17 protein-coding genes are annotated in these 17,615 nt (G+C 60.5%); 8 read left to right on the top strand and 9 right to left on the bottom strand.

Going from position 1 to position 17,615, the window contains the following annotated elements; genetic code table 11:
* Positions 1-69 precede the first annotated feature (69 nt).
* From ACOOHD_RS06745 to ACOOHD_RS06720, 6 genes are read left to right on the top strand one after another with little or no spacing between them, the layout of a single operon-like run.
* Complete coding sequence (locus ACOOHD_RS06745; protein WP_420460808.1) at positions 70-318, top strand: hypothetical protein; 249 nt, start codon at positions 70-72, stop codon at positions 316-318.
* Positions 319-1,206, top strand: coding sequence for a hypothetical protein (locus ACOOHD_RS06740; protein WP_420460807.1), 888 nt, complete (start codon positions 319-321; stop codon positions 1,204-1,206).
* A complete protein-coding gene (locus tag ACOOHD_RS06735) occupies positions 1,207-1,923 on the top strand; it encodes a CDP-alcohol phosphatidyltransferase family protein (protein WP_420460806.1) in 717 nt (238 codons plus the stop codon).
* Between the two features lie 27 nt (positions 1,924-1,950).
* On the top strand, positions 1,951-3,582 hold the full coding sequence (locus tag ACOOHD_RS06730; protein ID WP_420460805.1) for a lectin-like domain-containing protein: 1,632 nt from the start codon (positions 1,951-1,953) through the stop codon (positions 3,580-3,582).
* Positions 3,583-3,637: 55 nt separating this feature from the next.
* A complete protein-coding gene (locus tag ACOOHD_RS06725; protein ID WP_420460804.1) occupies positions 3,638-5,275 on the top strand; it encodes an Ig-like domain-containing protein in 1,638 nt (545 codons plus the stop codon).
* Positions 5,276-5,316: 41 nt separating this feature from the next.
* Positions 5,317-5,712 carry a LysM peptidoglycan-binding domain-containing protein gene (locus ACOOHD_RS06720; RefSeq protein WP_420460803.1) on the top strand — a complete coding sequence of 132 codons (396 nt, stop codon included), beginning with the start codon at positions 5,317-5,319 and terminating at the stop codon, positions 5,710-5,712.
* Between the two features lie 127 nt (positions 5,713-5,839).
* On the opposite strand, the gene ACOOHD_RS06715 is transcribed toward ACOOHD_RS06720, so the two are convergent.
* From ACOOHD_RS06715 to ACOOHD_RS06675, 9 genes are all read right to left on the bottom strand, one after another.
* The gene (locus tag ACOOHD_RS06715) at positions 5,840-6,757 is read right to left on the bottom strand and encodes a mechanosensitive ion channel family protein (protein WP_420460802.1); all 918 of its coding nucleotides are present in this window, start codon (positions 6,755-6,757) and stop codon (positions 5,840-5,842) included.
* Positions 6,758-6,794: 37 nt separating this feature from the next.
* A complete protein-coding gene (locus ACOOHD_RS06710) occupies positions 6,795-8,228 on the bottom strand; it encodes a DUF389 domain-containing protein (RefSeq protein WP_420460801.1) in 1,434 nt (477 codons plus the stop codon).
* Positions 8,229-8,879, bottom strand: a complete 651-nt coding sequence (locus ACOOHD_RS06705; RefSeq protein WP_420460800.1) for an ABC transporter ATP-binding protein — start codon at positions 8,877-8,879, stop codon at positions 8,229-8,231.
* Between the two features lie 2 nt (positions 8,880-8,881).
* On the bottom strand, positions 8,882-9,253 hold the full coding sequence (locus tag ACOOHD_RS06700; RefSeq protein WP_420460799.1) for an ACT domain-containing protein: 372 nt from the start codon (positions 9,251-9,253) through the stop codon (positions 8,882-8,884).
* Positions 9,254-9,356: 103 nt separating this feature from the next.
* Positions 9,357-9,815 carry a ferritin-like domain-containing protein gene (locus tag ACOOHD_RS06695; RefSeq protein WP_420460798.1) on the bottom strand — a complete coding sequence of 153 codons (459 nt, stop codon included), beginning with the start codon at positions 9,813-9,815 and terminating at the stop codon, positions 9,357-9,359.
* Positions 9,816-10,069: 254 nt separating this feature from the next.
* Positions 10,070-11,947 carry a penicillin-binding transpeptidase domain-containing protein gene (locus ACOOHD_RS06690; RefSeq protein WP_420460797.1) on the bottom strand — a complete coding sequence of 626 codons (1,878 nt, stop codon included), beginning with the start codon at positions 11,945-11,947 and terminating at the stop codon, positions 10,070-10,072.
* A 14-nt stretch (positions 11,948-11,961) separates the two neighbouring features.
* Positions 11,962-12,474 carry a hypothetical protein gene (locus ACOOHD_RS06685; protein WP_420460796.1) on the bottom strand — a complete coding sequence of 171 codons (513 nt, stop codon included), beginning with the start codon at positions 12,472-12,474 and terminating at the stop codon, positions 11,962-11,964.
* Between the two features lie 8 nt (positions 12,475-12,482).
* Complete coding sequence (gene mreC / locus ACOOHD_RS06680) at positions 12,483-13,301, bottom strand: rod shape-determining protein MreC (protein ID WP_420460795.1); 819 nt, start codon at positions 13,299-13,301, stop codon at positions 12,483-12,485.
* Entirely contained in the window at positions 13,302-14,339 is a 1,038-nt protein-coding gene (locus ACOOHD_RS06675) for a rod shape-determining protein (RefSeq protein WP_420460794.1), read from the bottom strand. It abuts the gene before it with no gap.
* A gap of 190 nt (positions 14,340-14,529) precedes the next feature.
* Here ACOOHD_RS06675 and alaS point away from each other — a divergent pair, with 190 nt between their 5' ends.
* Together alaS and ACOOHD_RS06665 are read left to right on the top strand one after the other, a co-directional pair.
* Positions 14,530-17,166: an alanine--tRNA ligase gene (gene alaS / locus ACOOHD_RS06670; RefSeq protein ID WP_420460793.1), complete on the top strand. Its 2,637-nt coding sequence runs from the start codon at positions 14,530-14,532 to the stop codon at positions 17,164-17,166.
* 69 nt (positions 17,167-17,235) lie between these two features.
* Positions 17,236-17,532 (top strand): SCP2 sterol-binding domain-containing protein, encoded by a 297-nt coding sequence (locus tag ACOOHD_RS06665; RefSeq protein WP_420460792.1) that lies wholly within the window; start codon positions 17,236-17,238, stop codon positions 17,530-17,532.
* The last annotated feature ends 83 nt before the right edge of the window (positions 17,533-17,615 follow it).

The following is a 17,615-nucleotide window of genomic DNA, read 5'->3' as shown; positions in this document are numbered from 1 at the left end:
GCTTGCTTTTGTCGATTACCTTTGCACCTGCGGCCCCGCCCCCTTACTTTAGGTGAAAATTAACCGATCATGCCCAGGACTAAACTGACCGGCTTCAGCCGCCTACTGATTTTTCTACTCATCGCCCTGCCGATCGTGTACGCCGGTGCCGCCTACTACAACGGCGAGGACCCGGTGGCCAACGTGAAGGGCTGGCTGGGTATGGATGAAACAGATACGCGTGTTGATTACGAGAGCGTGCAGGAGGGACTGCGCGAGGAGAACGACCGCCTACGCCAGGAGCTTGCCCGCTGCCAGGCCGGTACTACCGGCAGCTAGATGAAGCGCGACTGGCTCACCCGCCTGAAGTACGGCACCCACGAATTTTTCTATACCCTGATGACCTTTCCGCGGGCCTGGCGCTTTATGCGCAACCACCGGCTGTGGCGGGGGCTGAGGCAGTACGGCTGGGTGGCCCGGGGACTGGTGATCGTGGGCATTATTGTCGGCCTGACGATGATCAGTGAGGTAGTGGACTGGTGGGACGAGCACTCCAATGCCCCGCTCTCGGCCATGGCCATCGGCTCCGACAGTCTGCTCTGGCAGTGGCTGCAGGAGGGCTACGAGAGCCTTTCCGACGGGGTGCTCAACTGGGTGGTGCTGGTGCTGCTGGAGGTGGTCATTTACCACTTTATGCGCCAGACGCTGAAGGTGGTGCTGGATAAGGATGTGGAGGCCGCACATACCTTCAAGCCCTTCTTTCAGGCGCAGAAGCGGATGATCAAGGTGTCACTGGTGGCGGTTACGATCCAGGAAGTGCTGGTCGATCTAGGTGACGAACTACTACCGGGCCTGATCAACTGGTGGTTCGCCCTGGCCGTACAGTCGGCCGTGCTGGGCTTTGCCATCGCCGACAACTACAGCGAGCAATTCGAACTGGGTATCCGGCAGAGCCTGCGCTACTTTTACCGCAACTACATCGGCATCTGCCTGGGACTGGGCCTGCCCCTTTTTCTTATGCTCAAGGTGCCCGTGGTGGGTACGGTGCTGGGTCCGCTGGTGACCTCGGTGGCCGCCGCCATCGTACTGCGTGAGAAGAGTGACCTGCACATCGTGGGCTACCGGCGCAGCGCCAGGGAGCAGCGCCGCTACGATAAGCGGGAGGCCAAACGCCAGCGCAAGGCAGTCCGTAAGGCGGCCCGCCGTGCCCGTAAACAAACCGTATAGATGCAACGACTTGCCGCCTGGAGCGTCCACCTCTTCACCGCTAGCGGACTGCTGGCCGGCTTCATGGGCCTACTGGCGGTCACGGCGGGCCACTACCGGGAGGCGATGGCCTGGATGCTCGTCACCCTGGTCATCGACGGCATCGACGGCACCTTCGCCCGCCTGGCCCGGGTGCAGGAGGTGCTGCCCCACGTGAGCGGTAAGCTGATCGACTACGTCATCGACTTTTTCACCTACGCCATCCTGCCGGCCTATTTCTTCTACATGGCTACGGCGGAGCTGGGCGACCTTCCCCGCCTGCTGTGTGCCTTCGCTATGCTGCTTTCTGCGGCCATTTACTACGGGCTTGAGGGGATGGTCAGTGCCGACGGGCGGCACTTCGTGGGCTTTCCGGTACTGTGGAACATGGTGGTGTACGTGCTCGTCTTCGTGCTACCGGAGCTGCCGGGCTGGGCCACGGTGGCCGTAGTGTTGACCTTTGCGGTGATGCATTTTCTGCCCATTCTGTTCCCCTATCCGAGCCGGGGGGGGCGCTGGTGGGTGCTTACCCTGGTGGCCACGGTGGGCTTCCTTCTGGCGGCGGTCGTGAACGTTTATATTTACCCCGTGCCGAGTCTGTTCTGGCGCGGCGTTTGTCTTCTCACCACTGTTTACTACGCTATTCTGGCAACGGTCGATACACTACAGGCGGGCGGCGGCGCGCGGGTGCGGCACTAATCGAACGGGGGCATGTACCTTGGCGGCATGTGGCGCTACTGGTCGAACATATTTTTACTACTGGTTCCTTTTTCCGGACTTTTCGCGCAGGATCGGGAGTTCTTCATCAATGGTACGGCCACCCAACTCAACGATAGTTGCTTCCAGCTTACCCCCGACCTAGATACGTTCGAGGTAGGAAGTATCTGGTATCCCGACAAGGTCGACCTACGCAACAGTTTCGACCTGGTCATGGAGATGAATTTTGGCTGCAAAGACGAGTTCGGGGCAGACGGTATCGTATTCGGCCTACAACCCGTAAGTGCCAGCGTGGGGCGCGGCGGGGAGGGGCTAGGTATCGGTGGCGTACGGCCGGCCCTGGGCGTAGAGTTCGATACCTACTACAACAACAATCGCCTCGATCCGCTCTTCGATCATATCGCCATCATGGCCAACGGTGCGGTGACCCACAGTGGTCCCGACAACCTGGCCGGACCGGTACGTGCACGGGCGGGCTCGGACAATATTGAAATATGCGCATCCTTGCCCCTGCGCGTGACCTGGGATGCGTCGACCCGCAACCTCAAGGTATACTTCGATTGCGAATTGCGGCTGGACTACACGGCCGACATCGTCAACACCATTTTTGGGGGTGACCCTTTCGTGTATTATGGCTTTGCCGCTGCCACCGGGGGCTTGGGCAACGTGCAGTCCGTCTGCTTCACCTTCAACTCCTTCCAAAAGCAGCTCGAAGACGTGACCGTCTGCCCCGGTGGCAAGGCGCTCCTCGACGTCAGTGGTGGGGCTAGCTACGAATGGAGCCCGGCGGCTGGCCTGAACAGTACCACCGCTCCTAGCGTAGAGGCAAGCCCAGACTCGACCACCACCTATACGGTAAAGATCTTCGATGCCTGCGGCCTGCCCCGCCTCGATACCGTCCGGGTAGCCGTTGCGGGCGACAGCGCCTTCGTGCAGCTCGGCCCCGACACCACCCTCTGCCCCGGCGAATCGCTCGACCTTGACGTAAGCGTACCGACGGCCACCTACACCTGGAGCGACAGTACACTACGGGGGCCGGTAGTTACCCTAACCGATCCCGGCATTTACTCCGTGACGGCTACCCGTACCGACATCATCTGCACAGCAGCCGACCGCATTGTAGTCGAAGCCTATGCGCTGCCGGATTTCGACATCGGTCCGGCCGATACCTCCCTTTGTACGGGCGATACGCTGCTCATCGATGGGGTGTACCCCCACGCTCAGGCCTTCGTCGAGGGCCAGCCCTTCGATACGCTGGAGATCCGTACGCCCGATTACTACACCTTTACCCTGGAACACCCCTGCATTACGCAGGTCGATGCTATCGAGGTGAGCCTGAGCAGCTGCCGCGAGTACTACCTGCCCACGGCCTTTTCGCCGAATGGTGATGGCACCAACGACCGGTTTTTTCCGCTCGACGGCGGTGATATCCTGCTGGTGCGGCGCTTCACCATTTTCGACCGCTGGGGGGCGGTGGTATTCGATGGCACCGACCTGACCAGCAACACCCCGGAATTGGGCTGGGACGGCAGGGTAGGGGAGCGCGACGCGCCGATCGGTACCTACGTGTGGACCATGGAGGCCGACTTCCGCAGCGGGCAGCGATCGGTGGAGCGGGGCGCGGTGCAGCTCGTGCGCTAAGCAACAATTCGGGTGGGCGGGGCGTCCTTCTACCACGCGAAAATTACCCCCGCCTTTGCTCCGTCAGCTGCTCGCCGCAACGCTTTTTCTGCTCGTTCTCCTTGCCCAGTCTCTCACCCTGCAACACTGCGCTACGCCCACGCCGCCCCGGGGCGGGGACCGGGACACGATCGGGCCGGTGCTCGTCGCGGACGAGTCGACGCCCAATTTCCAGACCGACTTTCGCCCCGAGGTCATTCGCCTGACCTTCGATGAGTGGGTGGAGCTGGACCCCCAGCAGCAAATATTCGTCTCGCCGCCCCTGCCCCTCACGGGCGACAACCGGCCGGTGCTACAGCGCCGCAGTCTGGTCATCCCCCTTCACGGATTAGAGCTACTGGACAGCGTGACCTACGTATTCAATGTCGGTGCTGCGGTGAAGGATCTTAACGAGGGCAACCCCACCGAAAACCTCCGCTTTGTGTTCGCCACCGGCCCGGTACTCGATACCGCCACGGTGAGCGGCCGGGTGGTGGACGCCTACACGGGCGAGGGGGTAGAGGGGGCCGATCTAACCCTCTACGCCAACCTGGCCGATAGCGCGGTATTCACTCAGAACCCCACCTACTTCGCCCGGACCGAGGAGGAGGGCCGCTTCGTGGTCAGCAACGTCAAACCGGGGCGCTACCGGGTGATTGCCCTGCAGCGTAACCCCGGGGCGACCGATTACTTTGCCGATTACGGCGGAGTGTTCCCGCCCACGGCAGCCGGCTTTCTGGATAGCCTCATCACGGTGGCCGACGATAATAATGCCATCGGATCGGTACCGCTATCCACCGTACCCATCGAGCCCCGAATTACGGGCTTTGCCACCGAAGGCTACGGTCTGGTTGCTATTAGAGTCAACCAGCCGGCCGAGAACGTCGATGTGACTACGGGCCGGGAGTACCTGCGCAACGATTTTGGCGATACCATCCGACTCTACTACCGGGAGGTGGCCCCGGATACGATCCTGATCGGCCGCGATACGAGCTATACCGATACGCTATACCTGAGTGGGACCGATGCGGGTAGCACGCCCACCAGTCCGCTGCGGGTAGTACAGCAATCGCGTGGTACGGTCAATCCCGGCGAGGGGCTACGTCTGGTTTTTAACCGTCCCCTGGCCGCCGTCGATACCGTACGGATCCGACTTTACCGCGATACCCTTCCTGAACCCGTGGCCTACCGGTACGCCATTGATAGTCTCTTTCCGGCCGAGCTGCGCCTGAGTGCCGGGTGGCAAGATGCTGCGCCGTATCGCCTCGAACTCCTGCCCGGCGCGGTCACCGACTGGTACGGTACCGCCAACCGGGATACGTTACTCGGCACGGCGAACGTCGATGCGGTAGAGAACTACGGCACCCTCACCATCGAGTTGCGTAACCTGAACGGTGCGGCGAGGTACATTCTACGCCTGCTCAACGCGGAGGGCCAGGTCATCGTGGGTACACGCCGCTCCATCCGGGATCGATTTGCGTACACGGCCCTTTATACCAGTCTGACTCCGGGCACCTACCGAATGGAACTGATCTACGACAGCAACAACAACGGCCGCTTTGACCTCGGCGACCTGCGCTTCGGTCGCCAGCCGGAGCTGGTGCAACGCTTCGAGATCGAGCCCCTGCGCGCCAACTGGGAGGTAGAGAAAGTGGTGGACCTGGCAAACAAGTAGGGGGGCGGCCCGTTGCCACACCACATTAACCACACACCACCATGAGCGTAAAAGAAAAGTACCGTAGCGTCCTGGAAATGGGCGAAAAGATGAACCCCCGCGACGGCTACGTCGAAGAAGCCGACGGCGTACTGCGCATGGGCAGCACCGTCGATACCCAGTACCAGAAGGACCAGCTCTGGGATGAGATCAAGCGCGTCGGCGGCGAAAATCCCCGCGATGTCGAGGTTGATATTAAGGTAGCTAATAAAAGCTACTACGCTAAGCATACGGTACAGAAGGGGGAAAGTCTCTCCAAAATCGCTAAGGAGTACCTCGGTGATGCCATGGCCTACAAGAAAATCTTTGCGGCCAACTCCGATACGCTGGACGATCCGAACAAGATCTTTCCGGGGCAGGAGTTGACGATTCCTTTTCCTGACGGCCGCTCCGCCTAGTACAATGCTGCCTCCGGCAGCGGTAGAAAAAGGCAGCCTCCGGCTGCGCTGGGGTAGTACGCTCGACTTAGCGCAGCCAGAGGCTGCATTGTGCTGGCGCTGCCGGAGGCAGCATCGTACTGCCAAACTACCGTAGATTCTCCGCCTCGGAGTTAGGCGTATCGTCAAACTCCACCCGCACCGGTATATCCCGCTCGCTACCGTACAGCTTGATCTCCGTGATGTCGGCCGGTAGGCTGTAACCCGTCTTATCGATCTGGTTTTTGATATCGCGGATCACCTCGCCGCGCACCTTGAGGGCACCGGCGCGAAAGTCGGTGGTGTCGACCCAGAAGTAGACGCGTAGGTTGACCGTACTGGCCGCTAACTCATCTTCGGCCACGAAACTGACGTGATCCGCATCGCGGATAATCAGGTGGTGTTCATCGAGAATTTGCTGGATGGCCTCCTTCGCCCCCTGGATATCGTCCTCGTAGGCAATCCCTACATTGAAATCGTAACGGATAAAGCCGTCGGCCGTGTAATTCTGCACGGGCTGAGTAAGTACGTCCGAATTAGGAATATAGACGTCCTTACCATCGAAGGTCTTAATATGCGTATAGCGAAACTGTAGGCTCTTGACCTTGCCGAAGTGGTCCACGACACGAATGGTATCGTTTACGTTGAAGGGCCGGTTAAAGGCCAGGATAATGCCGGAGATGAAGTTTTCCCCAATGTCCTTGAAGGCGAAGCCCAGGATGACCGCACTGGCGCCGATGGCACTAAATAGGGCGGTGGCTATTCCGCTGAGTCCGGCCGCGCGTAGTGCCAGCAGTGCCGCCCCGATGGCTACCAGCAAGCGCAGCGTCGTGACCAGGAAGCGCCCCATCAGCGGATCCTCCATGCGCGATAGGATCCGACTACCGAAGAACTTCGCGATCTGCCGCGCGGCGAACAGCCCCACGATGAAGATGATCAGCGCGATGAGGATACCGGGGATGGCCTCCAGAAAGGAGTTCCACGCGTCAATGAATACCGTGCCTAGGTCCCGTACTTGGTCGTCCATAGTGCGTATAACTTTATTTGTTCCGGGCAGGTTTGTCCTACCGAAGCTCGCGTACCAGTAGGAGGGTATCGACCGCCAGGGCCGCCATGAGGTACTCGCGCATTCGCCGCTCCTCGTCCGGGGCGATACTTGCCAGATTATCGGTCACTACCACCAGCGGCAGCTCCCCGGTATAGGGCGGATCGTCATCCGGTCCGAAGCGCTCCGTACTCTGCGCACGCGCCAGGCGTACCTGCTGCACCCGGGGAAAGGCCCACATCAGCTGCCGCGAAAAATTGATGAAACGGGTACTGTCCATTCGGTAGGTCTTAAGCTCCGCGCTTAGCTGTTGCTGTTCGCGCTGGTTGAAGACCTCTACCTGTTCCAGGTTGCGCAGCCGGGCGTTGATGTCGTCGAGCGTAGCCAGCTCCCCCTTGATACTCGCAATTTCGGAGGGGCTGTAGCTGGTATCGATGACCACCCGTGCCCCCGTCACGTTGTACGGCGGCTCCTGTAGGATTTTGCTGTACACGGCCAGGCTATCGGGGGGCAACTGTCGATTCGTGACCGGAAAGATGAGCAGCGGCTCGGCCGTATTCCGCCGGTCGAAGATGGAGGAGCTTGCAGCGGCGGGAAAGTACTTGGCCGTAAACTCCTCTACGGCGTTGGCATTTCGCTGCCGCTCCAGCACATCGGTGAGGATGTAGTAGCCCGGTAGGATCATCAGTACGCTGATCACGCCGATGATGAGCTGACTGCGGCGCGTCTCCTGTACGTTCATGTACTTACGGAACGGAAAGCGCAGCAGCCGGATGATCAGATAGGCCGTCGCGGCAATAAAGAAGCTATTGAGAAAGAACAGGTAGAACGACCGCCAGAAGACGGTGAAGTCACCCCCCGTTCGCAGGCCCACCGTCAGTCCGTAGCCGGCCACGCACAGGGGAGGCATCAGGGCGGTGGCGATAGCTACCCCCGGAATGGCATTGGTCTTATCAGCCCGGGTCACCGAGATGATACCTGCGAGCCCCCCGAATACGGCGATGAGTCCATCGAGTACGGTAGGCTCGGTGCGCGCCCGCATCTCGGGGGTGAAGATGTCAAGGGGAGTAAATAAAAAATACACGGAGCTGGTCACTAGCGCGATAGCGATGGAAACACCGAAGTTGATCAAGGCCTCCCAGAGCAGGTCCCGGTCGTTGGTACCCACGCCCAGACCGATGCCCAGGATGGGGTTCATGAGGGGAGAGATGAGCATGGCCCCGATAATCACCGCGCCGGAGTTGAGGTTCAGGCCCAGGCTGGCGATCATGATGGAGCACACCAGCATCCAGGCGTTGCTCCCCCGCATGAGTTTACCGCTCGTGATCGTGGCCATGGCCCCCTCCCGGTCGCTGCCGTCGCGCAGGTCCATAAACTCCCGGAACCACAGTTTGATCCCGCCCTGCCCCGGGGTAATCTCGTCCGATCCGTCGGTCCGCTGCTGCTTTTCCATCTATACGAGGATACCGTCGATCATCTCCAGCCGGCGGTCGCTCATGCGGGCCAGCTCCTCGTTGTGGGTCACGATGATGAAGCTCTGTTCAAAATCCGCCCGTAGGCGAAACAATAGGTCGTGTAGCTCCTGACTGCTGCCGGAGTCCAGGTTACCGCTCGGCTCGTCGGCGAATACGATGGCCGGCTCGTTGATCAGCGCCCGGGCTACGGCCACTCGTTGCTGCTCGCCCCCGCTCATCTGTGCGGGCTTATGGTGAGCCCGATCGGCCAGGCCCAAGTAGTCCAGCAGTTCCCACCCCTTACGCCGGGTGGCCTGGGCCTCGCGCTTACCGATATAGGCCGGGATGCATACATTTTCCAGTGCGGTAAATTCGGGCAACAGGTGGTGAAACTGAAAGACAAAACCGATGCGCTGGTTGCGAAAACTAGCGAGCTCCCGACTGTGGAGGCGGAATACATCTTCCCCCCCGATTTCCAATTTCCCGGTGTCGGGGCGGTCCAGGGTGCCCAGAATGTGTAGCAGCGTACTCTTGCCCGCGCCACTCTTACCCACGATGCTGACAATCTCAGCGGCCTGCACCGAGAGGTCCACGCCCCGCAGTACGTCCAGCGCCCCGTAGCTCTTGCGAATGTTGGCCGCCTCTAGCATAACTAGTTGAAGATGATGGTTCGGTTACCGAAGGGCAGGATTAGATGGCGTAGTTGCAGGTACACCGCCCGGGCCAGTACCCGCTTTTCCACGTCCCGGCCAATACGCTTGAGGTCCTCCACGTCGTGGTGGTGGCTCACGGGTTCCACGGCCTGCGCGATGATGGGCCCCTCGTCCAGGTCGGCCGTTTCGCGGGGGATCAAGAAACCCTCCAGGTCCCACTCGATCCGCATAAAGAAGCGCTCCGCCGACCGGTCCACGTGCTGGTCCAGATTGAGGATGTTGCCCCGATTCTTGTGTACGAACTCCGTCACCTGTGCCACTAGTCCGGGCTGATCGGGACAGTGGATGAGTAAGATGGCGTGGTCGGACAAGGAGGTGGGACTTCGGTACGGGGCCGCAAGATAGCAAAACACGAAAGCCCCCGACCGGTCAGGGCGGAGGCTTTCACTAAACCTGAGGGTCACCGGGTGAAGCCTAGGCGTTGTCGTAGGTACGGTGCAGTTGCTTCATTTCGGCTATGGTACGTTCCAATTGCTGCATCTGCCGGGTTACGGTCTGACGGGCATCGGCCGACAGCGTAGTATCTTTCAGTACTTCCTTGTAGGTTTCCACACCGCTCTCGTCGCCCCGGATGCACTCCGCAATCACGGCTGCCTCATCCTGGGTAGAGAGGGCACTCTTGATGTCGATCCACGCACGGTGTAGTGCGGCACCAGTGCTTCCCCCCTTGTCGACCTTACCGCCCATCTGGGTAATGAATGGCTTGATCTCGTGACCCCAGTCGTACCGCTGCTGGCTCAGCTCGCGGAACTTGGTGGCCAGCGATACGCTGTCTACCTCCTCGGCGGCCTCTTTGTAGCCGTTTTCCCCATCGTACAGGGTGGTAATGAGTTTGTTAAGTCCTTTGGTCTGTTCGTTGCTAACGTTATCCATTACGTGAAGTATTTGGTGCGGAGAGTGCGTCCCCTGCGGGTGTGAAATAAGTGTGTTGGCGGAGGGGAATATCCTCCGCGCTTGCTTTTTCGTAACAGACGTTTTGAGGCAGACGTTCGGTCGGGTGGGGATTAGTACAATGCTGCCTCCGGCAGCGGTAGCAAAAGGCAGCCTCCGGCTGCGCTGGAATAGTACGCTCGACCATTTAGCGCAGCCAGAGGCTGCATCTTGCTACCGCTGCCGGAGGCAGCATTTTACTTGACGCGGATCGTGCTTTCGCCCCGCTGCGTCATATCCTTCTCCAGCATGCGGGTTTCCAGCCATTTACGGTTTTCGGCAATTTCCCCATTGAGGTAGCGCTCGATCAGCAGACTGGCAATGGGGGCGGCCACCGTACCGCCGAAGCCGCCGTTCTCCACGTAGACCATGATGGCGATCTTAGGGTCGTCGGCCGGGGCGAAGGCCACGAAGCTGGAGTGGTCGCCGTGGGAGTTCTGGATGGTACCGGTCTTGCCGCAGACCTCAATGCCCGGAATGGCGGCTACGCGGGCCGTACCCTGGGTGACGGTCTTGCGCATGCCCCGCACTACGGTTTCGAAGTACTCGCGGTTGATGTCGATGTCGTGGCGCTCGGGCACGACGGCGCGCAGCTGTCCGTCGTTGCCCTCCTGGACCTGCTTAACCAGGTGGGGGGTGTACCAGTGCCCACGGTTGGCTATGGCGGCGGCAAAGTTGGCCGTCTGTAGGGCCGTGAGCTCGTATTCGCCCTGTCCGATGGCCAGCGAGCGCATCCAGATGGCGCGCCAGTACTGCTCGTTTTTGAAGCGCCGGTTGTAGTACTCGGAGGTAGGTACGTGACCGGCAATCTCGCCCGGAAAGTCGATGCCGAGCTTGCTACCCAGCCCAAATTGGTAGAGGTAGTGGTTGAACTCATCCAGCCCCTGGGTGGGGGAGAGACTTCCGTAACGGTTGATGTTCTCAAGCCAGGCGGTGACGAAATAGGCATTGCAGCTCTGGGCGATGGCGTCCTCTACATTGCTACAGTAGGCATGATTATGGCAGCCCAGCAACACCCGGCCCCCACTGGTGAAGCCCCCCGCACAGCCGATGCCCCGGTCCGGTGCCAGGGTGCCGGTCTGCATGGCGATCAGTGCCACCAGCGTCTTGAAGGGAGAGCCCGGCGGGTACTTTCCGTTGATTGCCCGGTTGAGTAGGGGCTGTAACGTATCGCGCTGGAGCTGCACGAACTCCCGCCCCCGGTCGCGCCCGATGCGTAGGGAGCGCGGATTGTAAGTCGGTGCCGAGATCATCGTAAGCACCTCCCCGGTGGAGGGCTCTAGGGCCACGATGCTGCCGATCTTGTTGGCCATCAACTGCTCACCGTACTCCTGCAGCCTCAGGTCGATGGTCGTGATCAGGTCCGTACCCACCGTTGCATCTACGTCAAGCGCCCCATTTAGTACCTCGCCCGCCTCGCGGCCTAGCCGGTCGCGGTACACCAGTCGGCGCCCCTTTTCCCCGCGTAGTGCCGCCTCGTACTGGTATTCCAGTCCGGAGATACCGTGGTAGTCGCCGCCGGCGTAGCGACCGCCCCCCCGGTCGATCGTGCGCTGACTCACCTCCCCCAAGTAGCCCAGCAGGTGAGCCGCTACGGTGTGGGGGTAGTTGCGCGAGGAGCGTAGCGTAGCGGTGAATCCCGGAAACTGAAAAAGATTTTCCTGAAAGGTAGCGTAGACCGCCGGGGAGACGTTGGCCAGGAAGGAAAAGGGCTTGGAGGGACTGTACTTCCCCCCCCACTTTTTTGGGATGGCCTCCTCGAAATAGTCGCGGTTGATACCCAGCAATTGACAAAAGCGGGTGGTGTCGAAGGTTTCGGCCGAACGCTTAAAGGTATTATACGTCAGCTCGATCTGGTAGATCGGCTCATTGATGGTGAGCAGTTTGCCGTTGCGGTCGGTCATGAGGCCGCGGGCGGGGTACTGGTCGATCTGGCTATTGCCCACGCCATCGGCCCGCGTGCGCCAGGTATCGCTGATCACTTGTAACTGAAAGGCTTTTCCCAATAGTAGCAGCGTGACCAAGGCGATCACCGCGCGGATACTTATAGCCCGAATGTCGACGGATTCTTTCACGAGAGTGGTGAGCCTTAGGCTTTGGGAGAAAAGAGTAGCACCAAGATAGCTGTAGTCAGTAGACTTGCCGGCAGGGATAGCGCCGTTTTTAGTACAATTTCCCCCAAGAAAAAGATGGAAAAGGTCTGGAGTAAAAAGAAAGCCAGCAGGTGAAGCAGCAACAGGAAGCTCAGGTACTGACTCATCCAACCCGCTCCGAGATCGGCGGCCGTAGGGGTGGCCTTGATGTTATAGCCGTCGCGCGGGCGTAGCGCCCTAAGCACCAGCGGCCTGGCGTAGGCGATAAAGGTGAGGGCCCCGGCGTGTAATCCCAGCGTTTCACTAAACAAATCAACGGCTAGTCCCAGCAAAAAGGCGAGCAAAATGACCAGTGGCCGCGGGGCGCGTAGTGGCAGCAGGGCCACGAAGAGGGGGTACACGAACACGAAGAGGTACTCCCGACCGCCCCAGCCCCAGGCGATTTGATTGAACAAAAAAACCTGCGCCGCCAGGAGCAGCACGAAGCGCAGGGCGATGCGGAATGCCACCCCCGCACTCACCGCACCGTATTGAGTCGCTCGAGCTCCTCCTTGAACAGATCGCGTACGATGTAGCCGTTAGTCGCCTGTAGGGGATCGTTGAGAAGTACGACCGTGAGGTCCTGGCTCCCGGTGCCGGGAAGCGGCGTACTGGACTCCACCGTACCGATGGGTAGCCCCGTCGGAAACACATTGGAGTACCCGGTAGTATAGATGGTATCGTTCGGTGCTACGGGAACGTAATCGGGCATATCGGTGATGGTGACCCGGCGGGGATCGCGACCGTCCCACCTAAGGGTGCCAAAGGAGTTATTGTCGAGCCCGGCGCTGATCCGGGTGTCAAGGTGCAGGATGCTGATCACCCGGGCGTGGCGCGGCGTGACCTCGCTGACTACCCCCAGCAGCCCACCGTCGGCCAACACCCCCTGTCCACGCTCTACCTGTAGGTTGCTGCCGCGGTCGATGATGAGGGTGTTGTAGGGTCCGTAGGGTGATTTGTTGACCACGCGGCTTGCCAGGTAGGTGAAGCGTTGCTGGTAGACGGAGTCACGCACCGGGAGGGTATCGACTGTCGTATGGTAGCCACTACCGGGAATGCGGGCAAGCAGTGCCGCATTTTCCCGACGGAGGATCTCGTTCTCGCGCGCAACGTTCAGGAAGGCGAGCTTTTTGTTGAGCTGCTGGGTGAGGTAGCTGCCGTAGACGGATTTAGTCTCCGCCCAGATAGCGCGCTGCGCGTCGTTGTGGTGCACGATGAGGTACACGCTGGCCAGCTCGAGCAGCAGGAAGGTGAACAGGCCACCACTATTGAGGATGATCCGTAGCAGCCGCCCCATTTAGCTTACGCTACTTGCCGGCACCAGAATAGCCTTATACCGGATGGTGTCCTGAAGGGCCTTACTCGTACCCCGCACCACGGCCAGCAGGGGCTCCTCGGCCACGTGCACCGGCAGCTGTGTCTTACGGCTCAGTCGTTTGTCTAGGCCACGCAATAACGCCCCACCTCCGGTGAGGTACAGGCCGGTGGAATAGATGTCGCTAGCCAACTCCGGGGGAATGGTCTCCAGGGCGCGGATCACTGCGTCCTCGATCTGTCCGACGGCCTCGTCCAGCGCCCCGGCGATTTCCTGGTAGGTCACCGTGATCTGCCGCGGGATGCCGTTCAGGAGGTCTCGGCCGTTGATGGCAAAATCGGCCGGCGGGTCGTCCAGTTCCGGTAGGGCACTACCGACGTGGATCTTGATCTGCTCGGCGGTGCGCTCACCAATGAGGATATTGTGGGTCTTGCGCATGTAGTTGAGGATGTTCTGCGTCATCTCGTCGCCGGCAATGCGGATGCTCTGGTCACTGACGATCCCCGATAGGGCGATGACGGCGATCTCGGTCGTACCTCCCCCGATGTCGATGATCATATTGCCCACGGGCTCCTCCACGTCGAGGCCGATACCGAGGGCGGCGGCCATGGGTTCGTAGATCAGGTAGGTCTCCTTGGCGTCGACCCGGGCGGCGCTCTCGAATACAGCACGCTTTTCTACCTCGGTGATGCCGGAGGGGATGCAGATTACCATTTTAAGGTGGGAGAAGAAGGCTCTACGCGGACCGATCATCTCGATGAGCCCCTTGATCATCTGCTCGGCGGCGCGGAAGTCGGCGATCACCCCGTCCTTGAGGGGGCGTACGGTGATGATATTCTCGTGGGTCTTCTCGTGCATCTGCATGGCGCGGCGACCGACGGCGATGGTCTCCTCGCTCTTGCGGTTCACGGCTACGATGCTGGGCTCGTCGATGACGATCTCTCCGTTCTGTATGATGAGTGTGTTGGCCGTCCCCAGATCGACGGCAAGCTCCTGCTTAAAAAAGTTTAAAAATCGCATTCCCCTAGTTTATGGACCTTTTGAGGGTCTCCGTGGCGTTCAAAGCGCAAAGGTCGTAAATAACCGGGGCACCGGCCTAACAATATTTTACCGGCCTCGTCCGCCGAGGGTTGCGCAGCTTCTCTCGTCGGCCGAGGCCAACAACCTACTTTGCACCTGCGGCCCCGCCCCCCTACTTACCTTTGCCGCTATGACCTCCGCCGAAATCCGCCGCGCCTTCCTAGACTTCTTCCGCGAAAAGCAGCACAAGGTCGTCCCCTCCGCCCCAATCGTGAATAAGGACGACCCCAGCCTGCTATTCACCAATGCGGGGATGAACCAATTTAAGGAGTACTTCCTGGGCGATAAGGTGCCGGCCAACCGCCGCGTAGCCGATACCCAAAAGTGCATGCGGGTGAGCGGTAAGCATAACGACCTGGACGACGTGGGCCGCGACGGCACCCACCACACCATGTTCGAAATGCTGGGCAACTGGAGCTTCGGCGATTACTTCAAGGACGAAGCCATCGCCTGGAGCTGGGAGCTGCTAACCGACCGGCTCGGTATAGCAAAAGACCAGCTCTACGCCACGGTGTTCGAGGGGGCGGAAGAGGAAGGTATTCCCGTCGACGACGAGGCGCGTAACTTCTGGCTGCGCTACCTACCCGAAGACCGCGTACTGTACGGCAGTAAAAAGGATAACTTCTGGGAGATGGGCGAGACTGGTCCCTGCGGTCCGTGTACCGAAATCCACGTCGACCTGCGGCCGGAGCAAGAGCGTACCAAAACCCCCGGCCGCGAGCTCGTCAACGTAGACGGCAGCGGGGTAGTGGAAATCTGGAACAACGTCTTCATCCAGTACAACCGCAAGGCTGACGGTAGCCTGGTCAATCTACCCGAGCGCCACGTGGATACGGGTATGGGCTTCGAGCGACTGTGCATGGTGCTCCAGGGCAAAACCGCTACCTACGACACCGATATCTTCACCCCCACCATCGCCGAGATCGAGCGCCTCACCGGACTGACCTACGGCGCCAGCTACGCCCCCGACGCGAAGGCCGACATGGCCATGCGCGTAGTGGCCGATCACCTGCGGGCGGTCGCCTTCACCATTGCCGACGGTCAGCTACCGGGCAGCAGTGGGGCGGGCTACGTCGTAAGGCGTATTCTGCGGCGGGCGGTGCGCTACGCCTACTCCTTTCTGGACCGTAAGGAGCCCTTCATTTATCAACTGCTCCCCGTGCTGGTGCGCGAGATGGGCGAGGCCTTTCCGGAGCTGGCCCGGCAGCAGGAGCAGATCGCGCGCATCGTGCAGAGCGAGGAGCGGTCATTTCTACAGACGCTGGAAAACGGACTGGCCCGCTTCGCCTCCCTCTACGTCGAGGGGGGTATGATTGATGGGCGGGATGCCTTCGAGCTCTACGACACCTTCGGCTTTCCCATTGACCTGACGCGCCTACTGGCCGAGGAGCGCGGACTGCGGGTAGACGAACAGGGCTTTCAGCGTGCGCTCCAGGAGCAAAAAGACCGCAGCCGCCAAGACGCCGCCAAGGAAGTAGGCGACTGGGTGGTCCTCAGTCCGGAGCCCTCCGTATTCATCGGCTACGACGTGCTCTCCGATGCCGGGGCCCAGGTCACCAAATACCGGACAGTAAAGGTCAAAAACGAACCCCAGTACCAGCTCGTGCTCGACCGCACCCCCTTCTACGGCGAGAGCGGCGGGCAGGCCGGTGACATTGGTATCATCCGCATCGGCGAGGAGCGACTAGAGGTACTCGACACCGTCAAGGAGAACGACCTTACCGTACACATCGTCAATAAGTTACCCAGCGATCCCCAGGCGGAGGTGTATAGTGAGGTCGATGGTATGGATCGGGAGAAAATCAGCGCCCACCACACCGGAGCTCACCTCCTTCACGCCGCCCTGCACGAGGTGCTCGGCGAGCATGCCGTGCAGAAGGGACAGGATGTCCGCTCCGGCAAGCTACGCTTCGACTTCAGCCACTTCGAGCGCCCCACCGACGAGGAGCTCGAGCGCATCGAGCTACTCGTGAATCGCAAGATCCGCGAGAACATCCCCCTGCTGGAGCAGCGCGACGTACCCATCGCGGAGGCCCGCAACTCCGGGGCCATGATGCTCTTCGGCGAAAAGTACGGCGATACGGTGCGCATTATCACCTTCGATCAGGACTTCAGCAGCGAGCTCTGCGGGGGCACCCACGTACCGCGCACGGGCGACCTGGGCTTCTTCAAGATCACCAGCGAGAGTGCCCTGGCCGCCGGCATCCGTCGTATCGAGGCCGTGGCCGGACTGCGCGCCGAGTGGTACGTCCGCGGCCGCCTCGCCCTACTTACTAGCATGCGCGAGGAGCTCAAGAATAGCAGCGACCCGGTAGGGGCCATCACCTCGCTGCAGGAGGAGAACCGCAGCCTCAAAAAGTCCCTCGAAAAGCTTCAGGCCAGTCAAGCCAACAACCTCAAGGGAGAGCTTGAGGCCGCCTTCGAAGACATCGGCGACGTCAAATTTCTCGCCCAGCAGGTTAACCTCACCGATGCCGCCGCCATCAAGAACCTCGCCTTCCAGCTCACCGGTGAGAACGAGCGGGCCGTGGTGCTCCTAGCTAGCGAAAACGACGGAAAAGCTCTCCTTACCCTGGCCATCAGTAAGGGCCTGGCCGGCACGTCTCAGGGGGCGCTACACGCCGGTGCAATGATCAAGGAGCTGGCCAAGCACATCCGTGGGGGTGGGGGAGGCCAGCCGTTCTTCGCTACGGCTGGTGGTAAGGAGCCCGGGGGGATCGCGGCGGCACTACAGCGGGCGCGGGAGTTGGTAGCAGGCCGAGAGTGAGGACAAGGAACGTCCCGCCGTCCCCCATCCCCCGTCCCAATTCCCTACCTTGCGTTGAAATTACCACTCATGACCTTCCAGGAACTTAAGGCCGGCATCGAAAAGGCCGCCGAAACCGCCCCCAAGCAGGGTAAGTCCATAAAACTACAGCTCGACGAGGGGCCCATCTACATCGATATGACCGAGGACCAGGCCAGGGTAAGCGAGGAAGACAAGGAAGCCGATACGGTGATCACCACCACGGTCGATGTGCTGGACCAACTGCGCACCGGTCAGCTCAACCCCATGATGGCCATGATGAGCGGCAAGGTCAAGATCAAGGGGGATATGGGACTGGCCATGAAGCTGCAGGGACTACTCAGCTAGCCCTCACTTAGGGTGCGGAACGACAATATGCCTCCTTGCCGACGCGTAGGGCGAAGCAATCCGGAGGATAATGCGTTACTTTT

It is taken from the genome of Neolewinella sp., assembly GCF_965214665.1.
Classification (GTDB): domain Bacteria; phylum Bacteroidota; class Bacteroidia; order Chitinophagales; family Saprospiraceae; genus Neolewinella.
Note: the sequence above shows the minus strand (reverse complement) of the source record. Positions and strands in the feature narration are given on the sequence as shown.

What these genes read in the sequence shown, in the direction of transcription:
- ACOOHD_RS06745 (WP_420460808.1), top strand. Translation starts at nt 70, where the DNA reads ATGCCCAGGACTAAACTGACCGGCTTCAGCCGCCTACTGATTTTTCTA.
- ACOOHD_RS06740 (WP_420460807.1), top strand. Translation starts at nt 319, where the DNA reads ATGAAGCGCGACTGGCTCACCCGCCTGAAGTACGGCACCCACGAATTT.
- ACOOHD_RS06735 (WP_420460806.1), top strand. Translation starts at nt 1,207, where the DNA reads ATGCAACGACTTGCCGCCTGGAGCGTCCACCTCTTCACCGCTAGCGGA.
- ACOOHD_RS06730 (WP_420460805.1), top strand. Translation starts at nt 1,951, where the DNA reads ATGTGGCGCTACTGGTCGAACATATTTTTACTACTGGTTCCTTTTTCC.
- ACOOHD_RS06720 (WP_420460803.1), top strand. Translation starts at nt 5,317, where the DNA reads ATGAGCGTAAAAGAAAAGTACCGTAGCGTCCTGGAAATGGGCGAAAAG.
- ACOOHD_RS06715 (WP_420460802.1), bottom strand. Translation starts at nt 6,757, where the DNA reads ATGGACGACCAAGTACGGGACCTAGGCACGGTATTCATTGACGCGTGG.
- ACOOHD_RS06710 (WP_420460801.1), bottom strand. Translation starts at nt 8,228, where the DNA reads ATGGAAAAGCAGCAGCGGACCGACGGATCGGACGAGATTACCCCGGGG.
- ACOOHD_RS06705 (WP_420460800.1), bottom strand. Translation starts at nt 8,879, where the DNA reads ATGCTAGAGGCGGCCAACATTCGCAAGAGCTACGGGGCGCTGGACGTA.
- ACOOHD_RS06695 (WP_420460798.1), bottom strand. Translation starts at nt 9,815, where the DNA reads ATGGATAACGTTAGCAACGAACAGACCAAAGGACTTAACAAACTCATT.
- mreC (WP_420460795.1), bottom strand. Translation starts at nt 13,301, where the DNA reads ATGGGGCGGCTGCTACGGATCATCCTCAATAGTGGTGGCCTGTTCACC.
- ACOOHD_RS06675 (WP_420460794.1), bottom strand. Translation starts at nt 14,339, where the DNA reads ATGCGATTTTTAAACTTTTTTAAGCAGGAGCTTGCCGTCGATCTGGGG.
- alaS (WP_420460793.1), top strand. Translation starts at nt 14,530, where the DNA reads ATGACCTCCGCCGAAATCCGCCGCGCCTTCCTAGACTTCTTCCGCGAA.
- ACOOHD_RS06665 (WP_420460792.1), top strand. Translation starts at nt 17,236, where the DNA reads ATGACCTTCCAGGAACTTAAGGCCGGCATCGAAAAGGCCGCCGAAACC.